Origin of the sequence: Cohnella xylanilytica (genome assembly GCF_014212175.1) — a bacterium.
GTDB classification, from domain to species: Bacteria; Bacillota; Bacilli; order Paenibacillales; family Paenibacillaceae; genus Cohnella; species Cohnella xylanilytica.
The window spans coordinates 59,462-76,388 of the sequence record NZ_JACJVR010000070.1 but is presented as its reverse complement, the minus strand read 5'-3'; the positions used below and the strand labels follow the sequence as shown (position 1 = coordinate 76,388).

At 61.8% G+C, this 16,927-nt stretch carries 18 protein-coding genes; 13 read left to right on the top strand and 5 right to left on the bottom strand.

Annotated elements, in window-relative coordinates:
- Positions 1 to 61 precede the first annotated feature (61 nt).
- Positions 62 to 766, bottom strand: coding sequence for an RNA polymerase sigma factor (locus H7B90_RS18200; RefSeq protein WP_185137320.1), 705 nt, complete (start codon positions 764 to 766; stop codon positions 62 to 64).
- A 245-nt stretch (positions 767 to 1,011) separates the two neighbouring features.
- Here H7B90_RS18200 and H7B90_RS18195 point away from each other — a divergent pair, with 245 nt between their 5' ends.
- A complete protein-coding gene (locus H7B90_RS18195; RefSeq protein ID WP_185137319.1) occupies positions 1,012 to 1,482 on the top strand; it encodes a VOC family protein in 471 nt (156 codons plus the stop codon).
- A gap of 71 nt (positions 1,483 to 1,553) precedes the next feature.
- On the opposite strand, the gene ant(6) is transcribed toward H7B90_RS18195, so the two are convergent.
- The gene (gene ant(6) / locus H7B90_RS18190; RefSeq protein WP_185137318.1) at positions 1,554 to 2,408 is read right to left on the bottom strand and encodes an aminoglycoside 6-adenylyltransferase; all 855 of its coding nucleotides are present in this window, start codon (positions 2,406 to 2,408) and stop codon (positions 1,554 to 1,556) included.
- Positions 2,409 to 2,601: 193 nt separating this feature from the next.
- Between ant(6) and H7B90_RS18185 the strand changes: the two genes are divergently transcribed.
- From H7B90_RS18185 to H7B90_RS18150, 8 genes are all read left to right on the top strand, one after another.
- Positions 2,602 to 3,156, top strand: a complete 555-nt coding sequence (locus tag H7B90_RS18185) for a PadR family transcriptional regulator (protein ID WP_185137317.1) — start codon at positions 2,602 to 2,604, stop codon at positions 3,154 to 3,156.
- Positions 3,153 to 3,977, top strand: coding sequence for a CPBP family intramembrane glutamic endopeptidase (locus H7B90_RS18180; RefSeq protein ID WP_185137316.1), 825 nt, complete (start codon positions 3,153 to 3,155; stop codon positions 3,975 to 3,977). The genes H7B90_RS18185 and H7B90_RS18180 overlap by 4 nt, the downstream gene beginning before the upstream one ends.
- A 7-nt stretch (positions 3,978 to 3,984) precedes the next feature.
- Positions 3,985 to 4,593, top strand: coding sequence for a transglutaminase-like domain-containing protein (locus H7B90_RS18175; protein ID WP_185137315.1), 609 nt, complete (start codon positions 3,985 to 3,987; stop codon positions 4,591 to 4,593).
- 19 nt (positions 4,594 to 4,612) lie between these two features.
- Positions 4,613 to 5,515: an aldo/keto reductase gene (locus tag H7B90_RS18170; protein WP_185137314.1), complete on the top strand. Its 903-nt coding sequence runs from the start codon at positions 4,613 to 4,615 to the stop codon at positions 5,513 to 5,515.
- Between the two features lie 223 nt (positions 5,516 to 5,738).
- On the top strand, positions 5,739 to 6,287 hold the full coding sequence (locus H7B90_RS18165; protein WP_185137313.1) for an RNA polymerase sigma factor: 549 nt from the start codon (positions 5,739 to 5,741) through the stop codon (positions 6,285 to 6,287).
- The gene (locus H7B90_RS18160) at positions 6,284 to 6,976 is read left to right on the top strand and encodes a DUF4367 domain-containing protein (RefSeq protein ID WP_185137312.1); all 693 of its coding nucleotides are present in this window, start codon (positions 6,284 to 6,286) and stop codon (positions 6,974 to 6,976) included. Before H7B90_RS18165 ends, H7B90_RS18160 begins: the two co-directional genes overlap by 4 nt.
- Positions 6,973 to 8,409, top strand: a complete 1,437-nt coding sequence (locus tag H7B90_RS18155; RefSeq protein ID WP_185137311.1) for an ABC transporter substrate-binding protein — start codon at positions 6,973 to 6,975, stop codon at positions 8,407 to 8,409. The genes H7B90_RS18160 and H7B90_RS18155 overlap by 4 nt, the downstream gene beginning before the upstream one ends.
- A gap of 304 nt (positions 8,410 to 8,713) precedes the next feature.
- Positions 8,714 to 9,931, top strand: a complete 1,218-nt coding sequence (locus H7B90_RS18150; protein WP_185137310.1) for a low temperature requirement protein A — start codon at positions 8,714 to 8,716, stop codon at positions 9,929 to 9,931.
- An 83-nt stretch (positions 9,932 to 10,014) separates the two neighbouring features.
- Here the strand turns inward: H7B90_RS18150 and H7B90_RS18145 are convergent, their stop codons facing one another.
- Both H7B90_RS18145 and H7B90_RS18140 read right to left on the bottom strand, forming a co-directional pair.
- The gene (locus H7B90_RS18145; protein WP_185137309.1) at positions 10,015 to 10,572 is read right to left on the bottom strand and encodes an NADPH-dependent FMN reductase; all 558 of its coding nucleotides are present in this window, start codon (positions 10,570 to 10,572) and stop codon (positions 10,015 to 10,017) included.
- Positions 10,573 to 10,706: 134 nt separating this feature from the next.
- The gene (locus H7B90_RS18140) at positions 10,707 to 11,528 is read right to left on the bottom strand and encodes a helix-turn-helix transcriptional regulator (protein WP_185137308.1); all 822 of its coding nucleotides are present in this window, start codon (positions 11,526 to 11,528) and stop codon (positions 10,707 to 10,709) included.
- A 180-nt stretch (positions 11,529 to 11,708) separates the two neighbouring features.
- On the opposite strand from H7B90_RS18140, the gene tynA reads away from it, so the two are divergent.
- Positions 11,709 to 14,027 (top strand): primary-amine oxidase, encoded by a 2,319-nt coding sequence (tynA, locus tag H7B90_RS18135; protein WP_185137307.1) that lies wholly within the window; start codon positions 11,709 to 11,711, stop codon positions 14,025 to 14,027.
- Positions 14,028 to 14,183: 156 nt separating this feature from the next.
- On the top strand, positions 14,184 to 14,606 hold the full coding sequence (locus tag H7B90_RS18130; protein ID WP_185137306.1) for a TerB family tellurite resistance protein: 423 nt from the start codon (positions 14,184 to 14,186) through the stop codon (positions 14,604 to 14,606).
- 88 nt (positions 14,607 to 14,694) lie between these two features.
- Here H7B90_RS18130 and H7B90_RS18125 read toward each other — a convergent pair whose 3' ends face one another.
- Positions 14,695 to 15,708, bottom strand: a complete 1,014-nt coding sequence (locus H7B90_RS18125) for a zinc-dependent alcohol dehydrogenase family protein (RefSeq protein WP_185137305.1) — start codon at positions 15,706 to 15,708, stop codon at positions 14,695 to 14,697.
- Positions 15,709 to 15,828: 120 nt separating this feature from the next.
- Between H7B90_RS18125 and H7B90_RS18120 the strand changes: the two genes are divergently transcribed.
- Positions 15,829 to 16,209 carry a winged helix-turn-helix transcriptional regulator gene (locus tag H7B90_RS18120; RefSeq protein WP_185137304.1) on the top strand — a complete coding sequence of 127 codons (381 nt, stop codon included), beginning with the start codon at positions 15,829 to 15,831 and terminating at the stop codon, positions 16,207 to 16,209.
- Positions 16,210 to 16,432: 223 nt separating this feature from the next.
- The gene (locus H7B90_RS18115) at positions 16,433 to 16,825 is read left to right on the top strand and encodes an SRPBCC family protein (RefSeq protein ID WP_185137303.1); all 393 of its coding nucleotides are present in this window, start codon (positions 16,433 to 16,435) and stop codon (positions 16,823 to 16,825) included.
- Positions 16,826 to 16,927 lie beyond the last annotated feature (102 nt).

Sequence of the window (16,927 nt, the reverse complement as noted above, 5' to 3'; positions counted from 1 at the left end):
GGGGCTTCCCGGCTTTCTCCTTTTGTCCCCTTGCAGCCCTCTTATTCGACCAAAGTTCCCTTTATCCCGTCACCATAAACCGGTTGCCGTCCGGGTCCTCGAAGCCGAACGCGAACTTGCCTTGAATCCAGCGTACCTGGCTGAGCTTTACGCGCCGGGAGGCCAAGCCCAGATAGGCGCCGCAGATGCCCTTGGGATCCCTTCGCCGGAACGCTTCGACGAGCGTGTCCAAGTCGATCCGATCCTCCCCGGAGCCGGCCGGCGCTTCGGGCGGAGACAGTCGATCCGGCCCCGTCTGCCGGGCCAGCGTGCGCAGCCGGAGCCGGGCGCGCCCCAAGGCGACCTGCACGGCCCCTTCCGACGAAGAGAGGAACTCGGCCGTCTCCTTCGCCGTGAAGTCGAAGACATCCATGAGCAGAACGATAACCATGCTTCGCGGCGACAGGCGATGAGCCAGCGACTCCAGCAGTTCTCTCGCGATAAGGCCCCCGTCCTCGCCCGACCGGGCCGGAGCGTTGACGCCCGCCGTTCGCGGCCGTCTCCGATCCGTCCTCGCCTTATCTCTCCACGTATTGCATACGATCCGGTACAGGTAGGCGTTCGTCACCGCCCTGGAACGATCCGTCGCCCATGCGCGGTGCACCTTTAGCAGAACCTCTTGGGTCAAGTCCTCCGCTTCCCAAGCGTCTTCCGCCACTCTTAGGCTGTAGCGGTAAACCTGCTGCTTCAACCGTCGGTAATCCAGGCGGTTCTCGTGATCGGACATGTCCATCTCTCCGGCTCTATAGTGAGGAAGCTGCAGGAACGAGTTAGCTAGATTGTATAGCGGACGCCTGGGGAAATAAAGGAGAAAGCGCGGTGGCGTCGAAAAAGGTGCAGAACCCGAAAGCGGGGGAACGTTCGAAAAAAAAGACCGAAAAAAGTTCGGTTCCGACGTTTGGTTTTGGCCGTATTATCCGTTACTTGATCGTAAGGATCTTGAGACTCTTACAAAGGGAAGGATGGATGGAAATGCCGGAAGCGTCGCAAGAGTGGGGAGGCAATGCCCTGAAGGCGGTCTGCTCGGTCTATGTCCCGGTCAAGAACGCGCTAAGATCAGCCGAATGGTGGCGGAGGAACTTCGGCCTGGAATTCGCGGTGCCCTACAATCCGTCCGAAGCGCAGGCGATCCTGAGGCTGTCCGACGGGCAGTGGCTGCATCTGGTGGAGACGGAAGGGGAGGTCGACAGTCAATTTCCCGACAAAACGGGGTATCCGATGTTCCGGTTCACGTTCGAGGTCCGAGGGATCGAGCATCTGTACGGCCGCCTGAGATCGAACGGCGTCAGGACGGACGAACTCCAGGACCGGAGCAGCTGCGGCATCAACTTCGTGTTCTACGACCCCGACGGGAACAAGTTCGACGTCAACGAAGTCGTCGACGTGCATCGGACGCCCGAGGAAGCGGCCCGGGTGAAGGCGCATCTTTTCCATTACGCCTAACGACTCGGCCGCGCCAGCGCCTCGCCGGCCGCGAGACCGTCGCGGAAGGCGAGGGCGCTTGGCCGGCCGGTTCACGTCAACGAGCGATAAATCTTCTCCGCGTACTTCGTGACGGCCTCGTCGTAATCCGGGTATGCGTATCCGAGGCTGTCGGCCACGGCTCGCGAATATTTCCGGAACAGCTCGTAACAAGCGAACAGAGAACGCCACATCTCCGGATAGCCGCTCTCGGAATAGGTCGAGAGCAGCGCCTCCCAATCTTCCGCCGGGAGGTAGCGGTCGATGAACTTATAGTTTTTCCCCACGCTGAACGTATATCCCCGCTCCGCCCCGATTCGCCAAGCCATCATCCGCAGCAGATTCGGCCTTGCGATCTCGTTCAGGTGGTCGATGGCGAATAGAATCTCCCGCCGGGCCAACCCCTTGACGACGTAAGTCGAGACCATCCAGAACTCGTTGCAGCAGTCGTCGAACTGCCTGGCCGTCGGCTGGGCGATCCAGTATTGGCGGTCGTTCGCGACCGGCTCCTTAGCAACCCGACCGTCCTTATCCAGCAGCACCCGAACGAGCCCGTCGCTCTGCGCGAAATACTCCTCCGTCTCGCCGATCGGGATCAAGGTCAGATCGACCTTGTTGCCGTCCTCGAACAGCATCAGGTACGAGAACCAGTTGCCCAGATCCGGCGGGAACAGCTCCATATCCTCGGGCTTCTGCATCATAAGGCGCCTTCCGAAGACGTCGAGCCACCGGTCGTTCTCCTTGAACGAATCCATCTCCGTCACGAAGCAGGATATATCGTAATCCTGGAACGAATCGCGAGGGATGTTCGGGTTCGTCCGCGACCCTTCCAGCGTGACCAGACGGATGCGTTCATCCTTCCTGGCGAACTCCGTCAGCAACTCCATCATCTCTTGCTCGCTTCTCATTCGGCTGCCCCTTCCCGTCCTAACGTTCCTCGCCTCTTGTACGCGCGATCCGACAGGGCGGTTTCGGTCCCCTCGCCCGCGGCCCCCAAAAAAATCCAAAAACCCATTGACGCCCCTCATGCGGCATTGTACATTGAAGAGGAACAAATATTTCTACTAGACATATCTAGACGATATAAAGGCAGGTTCGAGTATGCAGGATAAAATCATTCTGGGGTTGCTTCTCGACGGAGACAAGTCGTCCTACGACTTGCAGAAGAGCATGGAGACGAGCACCGGCTTCTTCTACAACACGAGCCAGGGGAGCATTCAGCCGGCGCTGAAGAAGCTTGTGCAGAACGGGCACGTCCGCCTTGAGGAGGTGCGCCGGGGCGGCCGGAGCAAGAAGGTATACTCGATCACGGAAGAAGGGCGGGAGGAGTTCCTCCGGTGGGCCGACGAGCCGATCGCGCTGGAGAAGCCGAGGGATCCCGCGCTCGTGAAGATGTTCTTCTTCCATTACGCAAGCGAGGAACGCCGGATCGAGCTGGTCGAGGAATATCTGCGCGAGATCGAAGCGGTGGAGGCGAACCTGAGGCGGTTCCAGCGGATGAACCGGGACCATCTGGAGAAGAACGAAGAGCTCCGGAGCGATCCGAGGGTGCGAAGCCGGCTGGACACGCTGGACTTCGGGGCGGACTACTACGCCTTCCTGAAGGGCTGGTACGGGAACTATCTGCGGAGATGGAGAGAGGGGAAGGAACCTTGAAGCCTAGCGGAGCGGAAGGACGAACGCTGAGGAACGTCGCGATTTTCTCGGCGGCGGCATTAAGCTGCGGGTGGCTCGGGCGGCTGGTCGATCTGAAGGCCGAATCCGACGCGAGCGGCAGTCTCGGGCAGTTGATCTGGATCGTCGTTCCGCTGCTGACGATGACGATTCTGCGCACGCGGGCGGGGGACGGGTGGAAGGATTTCGGCCTCCGGCCGCGAATGAAGGGGAATGGCTTCCCGTACGCGGTCAGCCTGCTGTTCTTCCCGGTTCTGGCGGCTCTCGTCGCCGGAGCGGGGGCGCTGCTCGGATGGGCGGACGTCTCGGGGCCGGCTTCTTCCCTGATCGCGGGGGTCTTCGCGGCCTTGCTGCCGCAATTCGTCAAGAACCTGTTCGAGGAATTCGCCTGGAGAGGCTATATGGCCCCGAGGCTGCTCGGACTCGGCTATCCCCGCCTGGCCGTGCACGTCGCCGTCGGGCTGGTGTGGGGAGCTTGGCACATTCCCTACTTGCACCTGTTTTTCGACACCGGAGAGAGCATGGCGACCTTCATCCCCCGCATGATGATCGGCGTGGTCGCCATGGCCGTTCTGTACGGCGAGATCCGGCTCGCGACCGGCAGCGTCTGGCCCGCCGTCTTGATGCACACCGTCGGCAACGCCGTGGTCAACACGCTCGTTCTGGACCGTTACTTCGTCGCTCGGGAGGGGGACGGCTGGATCGCCGCTCCGAGTCCGGAAGGCCTTCTCGCCATCGCCTTGACGGGACTCGCCGGTTTGTGGATGTATAAGAGAGCGGGAGTGAAGAGAAGAGGAGGCTGACTTGCCCTTGAACTTGGTTATCGAATCGAACGACCTGCAACATTACTTGGAGGAGACGGAAGAAGCGGATTGGAGCCACCTCGCCGTCCGGGAGAAGGCGGCCGAACTGTTCCAAGCGTCGGAGAACGAGCTTGGGTTCGTCCAGAGAGCCTTCGAATTCGTCCGGGACGAGATCGCGCACTCGTGGGACATCCAGAGCAGGCGGGTGACGCGCCGGGCTTCGGAGGCGCTGTTCTTCCGGGAAGGGATCTGCTACGCGAAGTCCAACCTTCTATGCGCGCTGCTTCGCAGTCAAGGAGTTCCGGCCGGGTATTGCTACCAGAGGCTGACGCTCGGCGACACGCCGGATACGGGCTACTGCATCCATGCGCTGAACGCCGTCTACTTGAAGTCCGAAGGGCGGTGGATCCGGCTGGACGCGAGAGGCAACAAGGCCGGCGTCGACGCGCAATTCTCGTTAACCGAAGAGAAGCTGGCCTTTCCCGTTCGCGAGGAGTATGAGGAGGCCGATTATCCGGTCGTTTACGCGAGGCCGAATCCGGGCACGATGGACACGTTGAAGCGGCATACGGATTGCGTGGAGATGTACCGGCACGGGCTGCCGGCATCGTTATAGCGAAGGGAGAACGATTGCGGTGAAAAGAAATCGGTTAGGAGCCTCCGACCTGCTCGTCGGCGAGATCGGGCTCGGCTGCATGTCCCTCGGCACGGAGGAGACGAAGGCGACGGCCATTATCCACGAGGCGCTGGAGCTCGGCGTCAATCTGCTGGACACCGCCGACCTGTACGATAGCGGCCGCAACGAGGAGCTCGTCGGCAAGGCGATCCGGGGCCGCCGCTCGCAGGTGGTGCTGGCCACGAAGGTCGGCAACCGGCGCATTCCCGGCCAGGACGGCTGGGTCTGGGATCCGTCCAAGGCGTATATTCTGTCGGCCGCGAAGGACAGCCTGAAGCGGCTCGGAACGGACTACATCGACTTGTACCAGCTTCACGGGGGCACCATCGACGATCCGATCGACGAGACGATCGAAGCGTTCGAGCAGCTGAAGCGGGAGGGCGTCATCCGGGAGTACGGCATCTCCTCGATCCGTCCCAACGTCATTCGCGAATACGCGGCGCGCTCGTCGATCGTCAGCGTCATGAACGCCTACAGCATCGTCGACCGCCGGGCGGAAGAGGAGGTTCTGCCTCTGCTGCGCGAGAAGGGGATCGGCGTCATCGCGAGAGGACCGCTGGCGAGCGGAGCGCTGGCCGCCGGGCGGGAGCCGGTCAAGGGCGTGCCGGACTACGAGCTGGCCGAGCTGGTCGAGCTGCGCGAGCGGCTGCAGGAGCTGACGACGCCGGAGCGAAGCCTGACGCAGCTCGCGATCCGCTATTCGCTGAGCGATCCGGCGGTCGCCGTCGCCATTCCCGGCGCCAGCTCGCGCGAGCAGCTGCTGCGGAACGTCGCGGCCGCGGACTCGCCGGAGCTGACCGCGGAGGAGATCGAGGCCGTCCGCCGCGTCAGCAAGGCGAACCGCTACGTTCAGCACCGGTGAGCGCGGGCAAGAGTTCCATCCCCCGCGACGATATCGAATTGCAATCCAAGAAGCAGGGGCCATCCCGAAGCCGACTTTGTCGACTGAAGGGATGGCCCTTGTTTTGCGTTCCGCGTCCGGACTCTTTCGTGCGCGGCTCTAGGACCCGAGAGCCAATTTGCGCCCCTTCTGGGAGCGGAATCCAACCGAGCCGCGTCTTAAGGTGTAGGAGAGGAGGGATGACGTGTTATCGCCGTCTGAACCAAGCCCGGAGCGAGGCATCGGGGATAGCGGGGAGCGGGGGCTGTCGGCATGGATGGACCGGTACGGGGACGCTGTGCTGCGAACGGCTCTCTTCCGCCTGAAGGATAGGCAGAAGGCGGAGGATGTCTACCAGGAGGTCTTCTTGCGCGTCTACCGTTCCGAAGTAAGCCTGCAGGATATCGCAAATCCGAAGGCCTGGATTCTCAAGGTCACCTTGAACGCTTGCAGAGATGCGGAGAGAAGGCCGTGGTGGCGGCAGGCGCCGCTCCTGGGCCGTCATTCGAGGGAGACGACGGAGAGCGTGGAGCGAACGGCCGTCCTGGCCGAGACGAACCGCGAATTGTGGCGCGCGGTATCGGCGCTGGCGGAGCCGTTCCGGATGTGCGTGCTGCTCTACTACTATCACGAGCTGTCGACGAGAGAGATCGGCGACGTGCTGGGGGTATCGGAAGGTACCGTCCGAAGCCGGCTTCACCGGGCCAGGCAGCTGTTGAAGGCAACGTTGGAAGGAGGGGGTGACGATGCATGAAGGAGCTTGAAGCCTTGAAGAGAGCCTTGCAGGAGGGGCTTGACGGACATCGGGCCGGCCCGGAGCTGAGAAGAAGAACGCTGGAGCGGGCGCGCGCCGAAGTACGCGCGAAGGAGAAGCGGGGCGCGCGATTCCTCCTTCTCGTCGCGGTTCCGGCGTTGGCGGCGTTCGCGATTCTCCTGTTCCTGTCGATGTCGGAAGTTCGGCAGGCCCGCCCGGACGATATTGCATCGGAGTCGACCTCCTCCTCGTCGATTCGTCCTTCGATGTCCCCCCCGCCGCCGTCTTCCGATTCGCCGCCTTCGCCGCCCCGGTTGGCCGTAAGCAAAGTCGTGATTCCGCCTTACATGCCCGCGGGCTACAAGGTGAGCGAAGTCGTGACGGAGACGAGGGACAGCCGGGCCGAGGACGCGGTCGTCATCCGCTATTCCGCGTTGGACGATGGGGAGCTGGAGTGGAGAAGGTCGGCCAAGCCGAACCGGGAGAGGGTGGAGGGCTTCGAGCCGGTCAGGGTCGGCGACCGGCCGGCGTGGATTCGCACCGCCGGGAACGGGGACGTCGTCCTGATCTGGGAGGACGACAAGTACAAGTATTCGATCGTAGGCCGAATTACGGAAGGAGACGCGAAGCTGATGGCGCAGTCGATTTATATAGGCTTGCAGGACGGCAGGGAGGAGGAGAAGCGTTGAAGCGCGAAGCATGGTTGCGCCTCGCGGCGCTGGCGGCGGGAGTCGCCGTTCTGATTCCGACCGCGGGCTGCGCGGATGGAGGGGGCGACGACGAATGGAAGCCGGTCCCCTCGGGCGCGCAAGAGAAGAAGCTTCTCAAGGTCGTCTATTCGAGCGAAGCGGCCTTCTACAACGATTACGGGAACCTGTTCCTGACGAAGTATCCCGACGCGGAGTTCCAAGTCCTTACGCTGTCGGAGACTCGCGGGGAAGGAGATGCAATCGATCATTATCGGAAAATAATAGAGGAGCGACAGCCCGACATTCTGCTGTTGGACGAGAACCAGTACGAAGCTCTGGCGCAGGAGGGCAGGCTACTCGATCTCGAAGCGCCGATCCGCGACAGCGGCTTCGACGCGGAGAACCTGCTGCCGGGCGTCGTCGATCTCTTGAAGGAACGCGGAGGAGGCCGTCTGTACGGACTCGCCAATACTTTCGAGACCAAGGCGCTCTATTACAACAAGCGGCTGTTCGACCGGTACGGCGTCTCGTACCCGCAGGAGGGAATGAGCTGGGACGAGCTTCTTCTGCTCGCCAAGAAGTTCGCCGCCGGAGAGAAGGATAAGGACAAGGTTTACGGCTTGTCCCAGTCTATGATCGCGGCGAATCCCTTCGCGCTGGTCATGGACATCGCCGAATCGCGCCGATTGGCCTTCTTGAATCCGGAGGGGACGGCGCTGAGGCTCGACTCCGAGGAATGGGCCAACGCATTCGCGCAGGCGGTGGAAGGCTATCGAGACGGCTCTCTTCTGCTGCCCTCCTCTCCGTTCGGCAACGGCAACATGACCGTCAGCTTGGGCGGAGGTTCGTTTATGGAAGGGAATGCGGCGATGGCGATCGACGATCTGCTGACGATGCAGCTGCTCGACGCGATGAAGCCGGCGAACTCGGGCTCGGGGAACGGGCCCAGGGACTTCCCATGGGGGATCGCCCCGATGCCCGCCGATCCGCGCGAGCCGGGGGCGACGACGGCGTTCTCGCTTCCGGAGATTTACGCGGTCGGCGCCGAGACTGGAGAGAAGGCGCTCGCGTGGGAATTCGTCCGCTACATCCATAGCGAGGAGTTCATGAGGCTGAAGGCGAAGTCGTCCGCCAAGCTGCTTGCCCGCAAGGGCTTCGAGCGGGACGCCAAGGGACGGGACTTGTCGGCGTTCTATGCGCTGCGTCCGGATCCCTCGTTCCGCCGGCCGCTGGTGCCGAAGGGCTTCTCGGAGTCGTTCCGGAAGCTGGCGGAAGAGGAGACGCGAGCGGCGGTCTCGGGCGCCAAGACGAACGAAGAAGCTTGGGCGAGCCTGACGGCGAGGGCGCAGCAAGCGTTCGGCGAAGCGCTTCTCTCGAAGGAGAAGGAGCCGCTCGACATAGCCGGGACGAACGCGATGATCAGCGTAGACTAGACGGCTTCGCGCCGAACCCGATTTGAAGTCGTCGGGAGAAGAGACGGGCTTCCGGAACGGGCGTCTCTGCCATCCGTTCGAATGACGGGAGTGCTCGGCACGCCGGACGCGCACGGTCTCTACGAACGGTTCGGATTCGCGAGGAACGCGGACCGTCTCATGAACAGAAGGCCGCAGACGGCCAATCTTCGGTAGTCAACCCCTCCCCCCGCCGTTATACTGGGGATACACGCATGCGGAAGAGAGCGATCTCTCCCGGCGGAGGACGATCGGCGCGCGAAGCCGGCATGAGAAGGAGCGGGTCATGGAGAGAACCTCGGGACATTCGGCATCTAGACTAATGCGCAGCAGAGGCGGCAGCGATTCGGGCAAAGTATCGTTTATCGAACTGTTCTTCGATCTGGTCTTCGTCTTCGCGGTCACGCAATTGTCGCACACCTTGCTGGAACACTTCTCGCTGGAGGGAGCGATTCATCTCGCGCTGCTGACGATGGCCGTCTGGTGGGCCTGGATCTTCACGTCCTGGGCCATCAACTGGCTGAACCCGGACACGAAGCCGGTCCGAAGCATGCTGATCGCGTTGATGTTGGCAGGGCTTGTCGTATCCTCATCGATCCCGGAGGCGTTCGGCCATGGCGGACTGTACTTCGGCGTCGCCTATACGGCGTTCCAGGTCGGGCGGACGGCCTTCACCGTCTGGGCGCTGCGGGACGGTCCCGCCGAGCTTCGCATCAACTTCGTTCGCATTCTCGCCTGGCTGTCCCTGTCGGGCGTCTTCTGGATCTCCGGCGGCCTCGCGCACGACTCGTGGAGGCTGGCGCTGTGGGCGGCGGCTCTCGTCATTGAATACATCTCCCCGTCGCTCGGCTTCTGGCTTCCCCGGGTCGGCCGAACGCCTACTCGCGTATGGGACGTGGAGGGCTCGCATATGTCCGAACGGTGCGGCCTGTTCGTCATCATCGCGCTCGGGGAATCGATTCTCGTGACGGGAGCGACCTTCGCCAAGCTCGAGTGGAGCCCGGGGGTTCTCGCGGGGTTCGCCGTCTCGTTCGCCGGCACGGTCGCCATGTGGCGGATTTACTTCGAGATAACGTCCAAAGTCGGGCATCATTACATCGCGCACTCCTCCGATCCCGGGAGAGTCGCCCGCTCGGCGTACACGTATACCCATCTTCTGCTGGTGGCGGGCATCATACTGTCCGCCGTGGCGGACGAATGGCTGCTGGCTCACCCGACCGGGGGCCTGGACGCCAAGATGGCGGCCGTTATCCTCGGAGGGCCGGCCTTATACCTGCTCGGGAATTTGCTGTTCATGAGAATCGTGGCGCAAGTGTTCCCGAAGCCTTATCTGTTCGGCCTATTGGCGCTGGCTGCGCTTGCCCCCTTCGCCTCCATGATGCCGATCGTGGCGCTGTCGGCCTTGACGGCCGCGGCGCTGGCGATCGTCTCCGTATGGGGAGGCGCCTTCTCCGAGCGGCTGTGCCGCCACGTGCCGTCCGGGGCGCCTCATGGCCAAGCCTAGATTCAACCCAGTCCGACCCCAAAAGAAGGAGAGAACGAAGCGACTCGCTCGCCCGTCTCTCCTTCTTCTTTTCACCGATAGCCTTAGCTTCTAAGAGACTTCAAGGCGCCGCTCCAGGCGACGACTTGTCCGAGCAGGTTGTTGACCGAGGCTTCCTGCTTCGGGCCGGGCTTCAGCGCGCTGTAGTTCTCGAAGTCGTGGAACAGCGACAGCGACACTTGGGCCTGCACCGCCGCCATCTTGAGCTCGCTCGCGATCTGGCGCAGATGCTCGACGGCGCGGGTGCCGCCCGCGCTTCCGTAGCCGACGAAGCCGGCCGCCTTATCGTTCCATTCGCGGTACAGGTAATCGAGGGCGTTCTTGAGCGCCGCCGACGTCGAGTGGTTGTACTCCGGCGTTACGAACACGAAGCCGTCGAAGCTGTCGATCTTCTCGGACCAGACGCGAGTATGCTCGTGCTTGTAATTGCCCATGACGGGAGGGACGGGTTCGTCGTACAACGGCAAGTTGTAGGCCGCGATGTCGACCAGCTCGAACTCCGCGTCGTCGCGCTTGGCCGCGATGTCGTATACCCAGCGCGCGACGTCTTCGGCTTTGCGGCCGGGACGGGTACTTCCGATGATGATGCCGATTCTGATCATGATGATTCCTCCCCTGATTGGTCGGGGGATCGCTCTTGCGCTTCTCTGGATGCCCGGCTTGCTTGTGCGGCGCAGGTGACGCTCCGGCCCTCAGGAGTATCGTAGCCGAGTCGGACGGGCAGATCAAGGCAATCTCATCCGTCTCCGGCCGAATCCGGTCTCGCCCTAAGCTGTTGCGGCGTGAGAGGGCTGAATTCCTTGAAGTCCTTCAGGAAGTGGGCCTGGTCGAAGTAGCCTCTCTCGATCGCCACCTCCGCCAGGGGAGCTCGGCTCCTTACGATTCCTTCCAGCGTCCGCTGGAACCGGACAATGCGGCCGTACAGCTTCGGAGAGAAGCCGAACGACTGCTCGAACTTCTTCCGGAGATACCGTTCGGAATAGCCCGTCCCCTCGGCCAGCTCCCGGATCGAGACGCCGCCGTCCGTCCTTTGCAGCTCCGTCAAGCAGTAATCCGCGAGGGCGATCGAGCGGTCGCTGCCGTTCAGCAGACCCGGGCAGCGGCGTTCGAAGCAGGCGATCCGTTCTGCGAATCCCGCGCATTCCGCGATTCTCTCGCTCATATCGGCATAAGAGGACAGCGAGTCCTCGAACGGGGCTTGCTCCTCGATGACGTCCTTCAGGGACAGCCCGGGCAGGACGATGCTGAGCCGGGCCGACAATCTCACCCCGAAGTAGACGGTGCCCGAACGCAGGGAGATGCTCCGCCCGCGAAGCACGGTTCCGCATACCAAGGCTTCCGGACTTCTGCCGTCGCAGCAGAACAGCAGGTCAACGCAGCCGTCGGGCACGACCTGAATCTCCTTCGCCTCGTTCTCCGTCCGGGCGGTGGCGAATTGGTAATAGACGACCGGCTGGCCAAGATAGCTGATGGAGCGCTCCCGATAATGATCGGTTCCCCATTCGAACCCGTATTGGATGCCGCTGAGCGGTTGGTAAAGACCGGCGGAGACCGTCATGTCAGGTTCCCCCTACGCTTTTTATACTGTTGATTAACATAGCAGAGAGCCTCTACCGAGTCAATGAAGTTATGTAATGATAAATGACATGAATTGAGCTATCAAGTTCCGTTATTTACAATACGGCCAAAACTGCGTGAGTTAAATTTACATTAAGATCCACAGGGGAGGCCGATAGAGATGAGAAAAAAGAATAAGAAGCCGAAGGCGAACCGGCAATCGCTGGCCCGCAAAACCGCGGCGGCAAGCGCGGCGCTGACTCTCGCGATCGGCGGGGCTTCGGCACTGCCGCCGGCGACGCCGAAGGCGGAGGCGCACGGGGGCGCCGAAGACTTCGTCCAGCTGCGCGAGACGCTGGAAGAGTTCGGCGCGAACGTGAAGTGGGACGGCTTCGCGGGCATGATCGTCATCGCGAAGAACAGCACGACCGTCAAGCTGAAGCCGAACTCGAACGTCGCGCTCGTCAACGGCAGCAGGCTCGAACTGGAAGCTCCGGTCGTCATGAAGAAGAACGTCGCCTACGTCTCCCATCATTTCATTAATGAGGTGTTCCAGTCGGGTCTGGACCGGACGTTCCAGGTGGAGGAAGTCCCGCATCCGCTTAATCCGCTGACATCCGATGAGATCGCGGCGACCGTCGGGATCTTGAAGGCGGAAGGGAAGTACAAGGATACGTACCGATTCACCGAGATTACCCTGAAGGAGCCTCCGAAGGAGCAGGTATGGAACTTCGTCTTGGCCGGCCAACCGGTGACGGCCAACCGGACGTCCGCCTTCGTTATCCTTGACGGCAAGCGGGTTATCGAAGGCACTGCCGACCTGGTCGCGAGGAAGGTTCTGACCTGGCAAGAGGTCGAAGGGGCGCAAGGGATGATCTTGCTGGACGACTTCGCCGCCGTTCAGAGGGCGATCGAGGAGAGCCCGGAATACGCGGCGGCCCTGCGGAAGCGCGGCATCGACGACGTGAAGAAGGTCGTCTCCACGCCTTTGACCGTCGGCTACTTCGAGGGCAAGGACGAACTGGAGGAGAACAGCCGCCTGCTGAAGGTCGTCGCTTACTTGAACGTCGGAGACGGGAACTACTGGGCGCACCCGATCGAGAATCTGGTGGCGGTCGTCGATCTGGAACAGAAGAAGGTCATCAAGATCGAAGACGACGGGGTCGTGCCGATCCCGACGACGCCCCGGCCGTACGACGGGCGCGATCAGACGTCCGCCGCGACGTCAAAGCCGCTGGAGATTACCGAACCGGAGGGCAAGAACTACACGATCACGGGCAACCGGGTCCACTGGCAGAACTGGGACTTCCATCTGCGCCTGGATTCCCGCGTCGGCCCGATTCTGTCCACCGTGACATACAACGACTACGGGAACAAGCGGAAAATCATGTACGAAGGCTCGCTCGGCGGCATGATCGTTCCGTACGGCGACCCCGACGTCGGCTGGTACTTCAAGTCGTACCTCGATTCCGGCGAATACGGCATGGGCACGCTCACCTCCCCCATGGAGCGGGGAACGGACGTGCCGGATAACGCCGTGCTGCTCGACGCCATCATCTCCGACTATACGGGCTCGCCGATGAAGATTCCGAACGCGATCGCGATCTTCGAGCGGTACGGCGACGCCGAGTTCAAGCACCAGGAGATGGGCCTGGAGAATGTCAGCACCGAGCGTCGCGAGCTGGTCGTGCGCTGGATCAGCACGGTCGGCAACTACGATTACATGTTCGACTGGGTATTCGCCCAGAACGGCACGATCGGCATCAACGCCGGCGCGACCGGGATCGAAGCGGTCAAGGGCGTCGTCTCCAGCACGATGCACGACGAGACGGCCGCGGCGGATACGAAGTACGGAACGCTGATCGACCACAACATCGTCGGGACGACCCACCAGCATATCTATAACTTCCGGCTCGACCTGGACGTCGACGGAGAGCGGAATTCGCTGATGGAGATCGATCCGGTCGTCGCCGAGAATGCGGAGGGCGGCCCGCGTACGAGCACGATGCAGACGGAGACGCGCATCGTCGATACGGAGAAGGAAGCGGCGCAGAAGTTCGATCCGTCCACCATCCGTCTCATCGCGAACACGAACAAGGAGAACAAGGTCGGCAACCCGGTCGCTTACCAACTGATTCCATATGCCGGAGGCACGCATCCGGTCGCCAAGGGAGCGAACTTCAGAGAGGACGAATGGCTGTTCAAGCGGGTCAGCTTCATGGACAAGCAGATCTGGGTGACCCGGTACGATCCGAACGAGCGCTACCCGGAGGGCAAGTACCCGAACCGCAGCAGCTCCGATACGGGGCTCGGCCAATTCACTTCGGACGACCAATCGATCCGCGACGCCGACGACGTCGTCTGGCTGACGACCGGCACGACGCATGTCGCGAGGGCCGAGGAGTGGCCGATCATGCCGACGGAGTGGGTCTATGCGCTGTTGAAGCCGTGGAACTTCTTCGACCAGACGCCGACGCTGAACTTGAATAAACCCGGGTGACGATGGACAGCGGTCGCCTTGTACCGTTCGTTGCGCCCCGGCTCCAGGCATTTAGTCGGCTTCCCGGGCGATAAGATTCGATTTGAACGGCTCCTCGTTCTCCGGTACACTGGTAGAGGATTAAAGCGTTATCGGACGCGGGAGGAGACGCATCGCATGTACTTGCAATTCCTTGAGAATCTTGAGCATAAAGAGGCATTCCTGGAGCTGGCCCATCGGGTGGTCGAATCCGACGGCTTCGTCAATCGCAACGAATGGAACTACCTGCGTTCGTGGAAGCTGGAACTGGGCATGGAGAATTGGGAACCGGATCCCGCCAAGGAAGGGCTTCCGCTCGCCGAGCTGATCGGCTGCGTGAAGGAAGAGCAGGTCCGGAATTTATTCCTGGCGGAGCTGCTGCTCGTCATCTACGCGGACGGCAATTGCAGCCCGGAGGAATCGCGATTCGTCGAGGAGCTGCAGAGCCTCTTCGGCTATTCGGACTCCGCCTGCGACGCGTTCCGGGATTGGGTGAAGAGAATGGGGCAGCTGCGGATCGAGGGGATGAAGCTTATTCTGGGCGCCTCTCCTCGGAAGTAAGGAAGCCCCGGATGTGGGAAGAGGCCGATCGGATGCGCATCCGATCGGCCTCTTCTGCTTCCGCACCTCAACCGCGAGCAACGCGGGTTCAGAATTCAATGGCGATTTTCCCGAAGTACGAGCCCTCCGCCAAGTGCCGCAGCGCATCGATAGATCTCTCGAAGGGATAAGCGCGGTCGATGACCGGACGCAGCCCGTGCTGCCCGATCGCCCGGTTCATGCGCTCGAACATCTCGCGGCTGCCGACGTTGATGGCCTGGAGCCGAGCCTTGCGAAGGATAGCCGGGACGATGGCGAAGCCTTCCGCGCTGGCCCCGGACAGAAGGCCGACGAGGCTGATCCGTCCGCCGACCTTGAGAGCGGAGACCGATCGGTTCAGCGTGCCCCCTCCCCCTACGTCGACGATGTGGTCCGCGCCGACGCCATTCGTATAGTCCAGCACGGCTTGATCCCATTCGGGCGTCGTCTTGTAGTTGATGCCGTAGTCGGCGCCGAGCGCCTTCGCGCGCGCCAGCTTCTCGTCGCTGCTCGAAGTGACGACGACCCGGGCCCCTTGCAGCTTGGCGAACTGGAGGGCGAAGAGGGAGACGCCGCCGGTTCCCTGCACGACGACCGTCTCTCCGGCGCCGACGCGCCCCTCTTCCGCGATCGCGTGCCAAGCCGTGACTCCCGCGCAAGGCAGCGCGGCCGCCTCCGCGTCGGTCAGATGCTCCGGCACGCGCACGAGCCCTTCCTCCGGCAGCGCGGCGTATTCGGCGAGCAGCCCGTCGAGCGGGCTTCCGAGCGTCGAGGTCCAATTCGCCCGCGTCGGTTCGCCTGCCGTCCAGCTCTGGGTGAAGATGGCGGCGACGCGATCGCCGACCGCGAACTTGGACGCTCCTTCTCCCAGAGCGACCACCTCGCCGACTCCGTCGGAGACCGGAATCAGGGGCGCCGTCCGGTCCGGTTCGTAGAAGCCCTCGATCACTCCGATATCGCGGGCGTTCAAGGTGACCGCTCTCAGGCGAATCAGCGCTTGGCCGGGGCCGGGAGACGGAATCGGACGATCGACCTCCCGGACATGATCGAGGCCGAAGCCTCCTTGCAGGACGTAGGCTTTCATTAGGATCACTCCTTCTATAAAACGGGGTTAGACATTACAATAAGTCATATCCTAATCTTTAGTAAGAAGGCACTTTATTGTGCTATACGAACCTTAACGTTCGTAAGGAGGGGCATCCGCATGAACGAACCGGATATTTCATTGACGGTATGCAGCTATTCCCACGTGCTGGAGATCGTGTCGAACAAATGGACGGCGCTCGTCCTGTACGCGCTGGAGGGCGGAACGATCCGCTACGGGGAGATGAAGAGGCGCATCGAAGGCATCTCGGAGAAAATGCTGACCCAAACGCTGAAGCAGCTGGAGAGGGACGGCCTCGCGAAGCGCGAGCTGAAGCCGTCGGTGCCCCCGATCGCGGAATATTCGTTGACGCCGCTCGGCGAATCTCTCATTCCCTGCATGAAGATGCTGAGAGATTGGGCGAAGGAGCATTACGGGGCCGTGAAGCGGGCGAGAGAGGAATACGAAGGCGGAATGGGACCGGCATCGCGGACCGTGTAATGCGCCGGGACGACGCCTCTCGGCGAGACTCCGGGGTCCTCCCTGTACGGGCTCTGTACGAGCCCGATCGTGTTGCCAGAGGCGGTTGTCCGTTTTTTACAAGATAAACGGCAGCGAACGTGAGAAGATAGGCGCGAGCCTCTTATTTGGCATGAAGTTCGCGATGGCAAGCGGCTCGCGATCGAATACGGAGAATGCGGAGAGGAATGAGAGCAGGATGGTTATGTCGAATTCGAAGACGTTGAGCGTATCCGTCGGCAGGAAGCCGGCCGAAATTTACGACTTCATCCTGGACCCCGAGAATTTGCCGAGATGGGCGCCTGCCTTCAGCCAGTCGGCGATCAAGTCGGGGAACGAATGGAAGGTCGAGTCCCCGGACGGTCTCGTGACGATCCGATTCGTCGAACGCAATGAATTCGGGGTGCTCGACCATTGGGTAACGATGCCTTCCGGACAAGTGGTTCTGAATCCCATGCGCGTGATTCCGAACGGGGACGGAAGCGAAGTCGTCTTTACGCTGTATCAAAGGCCCGGGATGCCGGACGATAAATTCGAAGCGGATGCCCAAATGGTAGCAAGCGATTTGCAAACGTTGAAAATCACGTTTGAAGGCTGAAGGTACGACGCAAAGAGGGAGCAGGAAGCCGGCGCGGCGGCCTGCTCTGTTTTCTGCATGAATATTTTCATTGCCGACCGGACCTAGAGGAACGGATGTGGC

What these genes read in the sequence shown, in the direction of transcription:
- H7B90_RS18200 (WP_185137320.1), bottom strand. Translation starts at nt 766, where the DNA reads ATGTCCGATCACGAGAACCGCCTGGATTACCGACGGTTGAAGCAGCAG.
- H7B90_RS18195 (WP_185137319.1), top strand. Translation starts at nt 1,012, where the DNA reads ATGCCGGAAGCGTCGCAAGAGTGGGGAGGCAATGCCCTGAAGGCGGTC.
- H7B90_RS18185 (WP_185137317.1), top strand. Translation starts at nt 2,602, where the DNA reads ATGCAGGATAAAATCATTCTGGGGTTGCTTCTCGACGGAGACAAGTCG.
- H7B90_RS18160 (WP_185137312.1), top strand. Translation starts at nt 6,284, where the DNA reads ATGAAGGAGCTTGAAGCCTTGAAGAGAGCCTTGCAGGAGGGGCTTGAC.
- H7B90_RS18150 (WP_185137310.1), top strand. Translation starts at nt 8,714, where the DNA reads ATGGAGAGAACCTCGGGACATTCGGCATCTAGACTAATGCGCAGCAGA.
- H7B90_RS18145 (WP_185137309.1), bottom strand. Translation starts at nt 10,572, where the DNA reads ATGATCAGAATCGGCATCATCATCGGAAGTACCCGTCCCGGCCGCAAA.
- H7B90_RS18140 (WP_185137308.1), bottom strand. Translation starts at nt 11,528, where the DNA reads ATGACGGTCTCCGCCGGTCTTTACCAACCGCTCAGCGGCATCCAATAC.
- tynA (WP_185137307.1), top strand. Translation starts at nt 11,709, where the DNA reads ATGAGAAAAAAGAATAAGAAGCCGAAGGCGAACCGGCAATCGCTGGCC.
- H7B90_RS18130 (WP_185137306.1), top strand. Translation starts at nt 14,184, where the DNA reads ATGTACTTGCAATTCCTTGAGAATCTTGAGCATAAAGAGGCATTCCTG.
- H7B90_RS18125 (WP_185137305.1), bottom strand. Translation starts at nt 15,708, where the DNA reads ATGAAAGCCTACGTCCTGCAAGGAGGCTTCGGCCTCGATCATGTCCGG.
- H7B90_RS18120 (WP_185137304.1), top strand. Translation starts at nt 15,829, where the DNA reads ATGAACGAACCGGATATTTCATTGACGGTATGCAGCTATTCCCACGTG.
- H7B90_RS18115 (WP_185137303.1), top strand. Translation starts at nt 16,433, where the DNA reads ATGTCGAATTCGAAGACGTTGAGCGTATCCGTCGGCAGGAAGCCGGCC.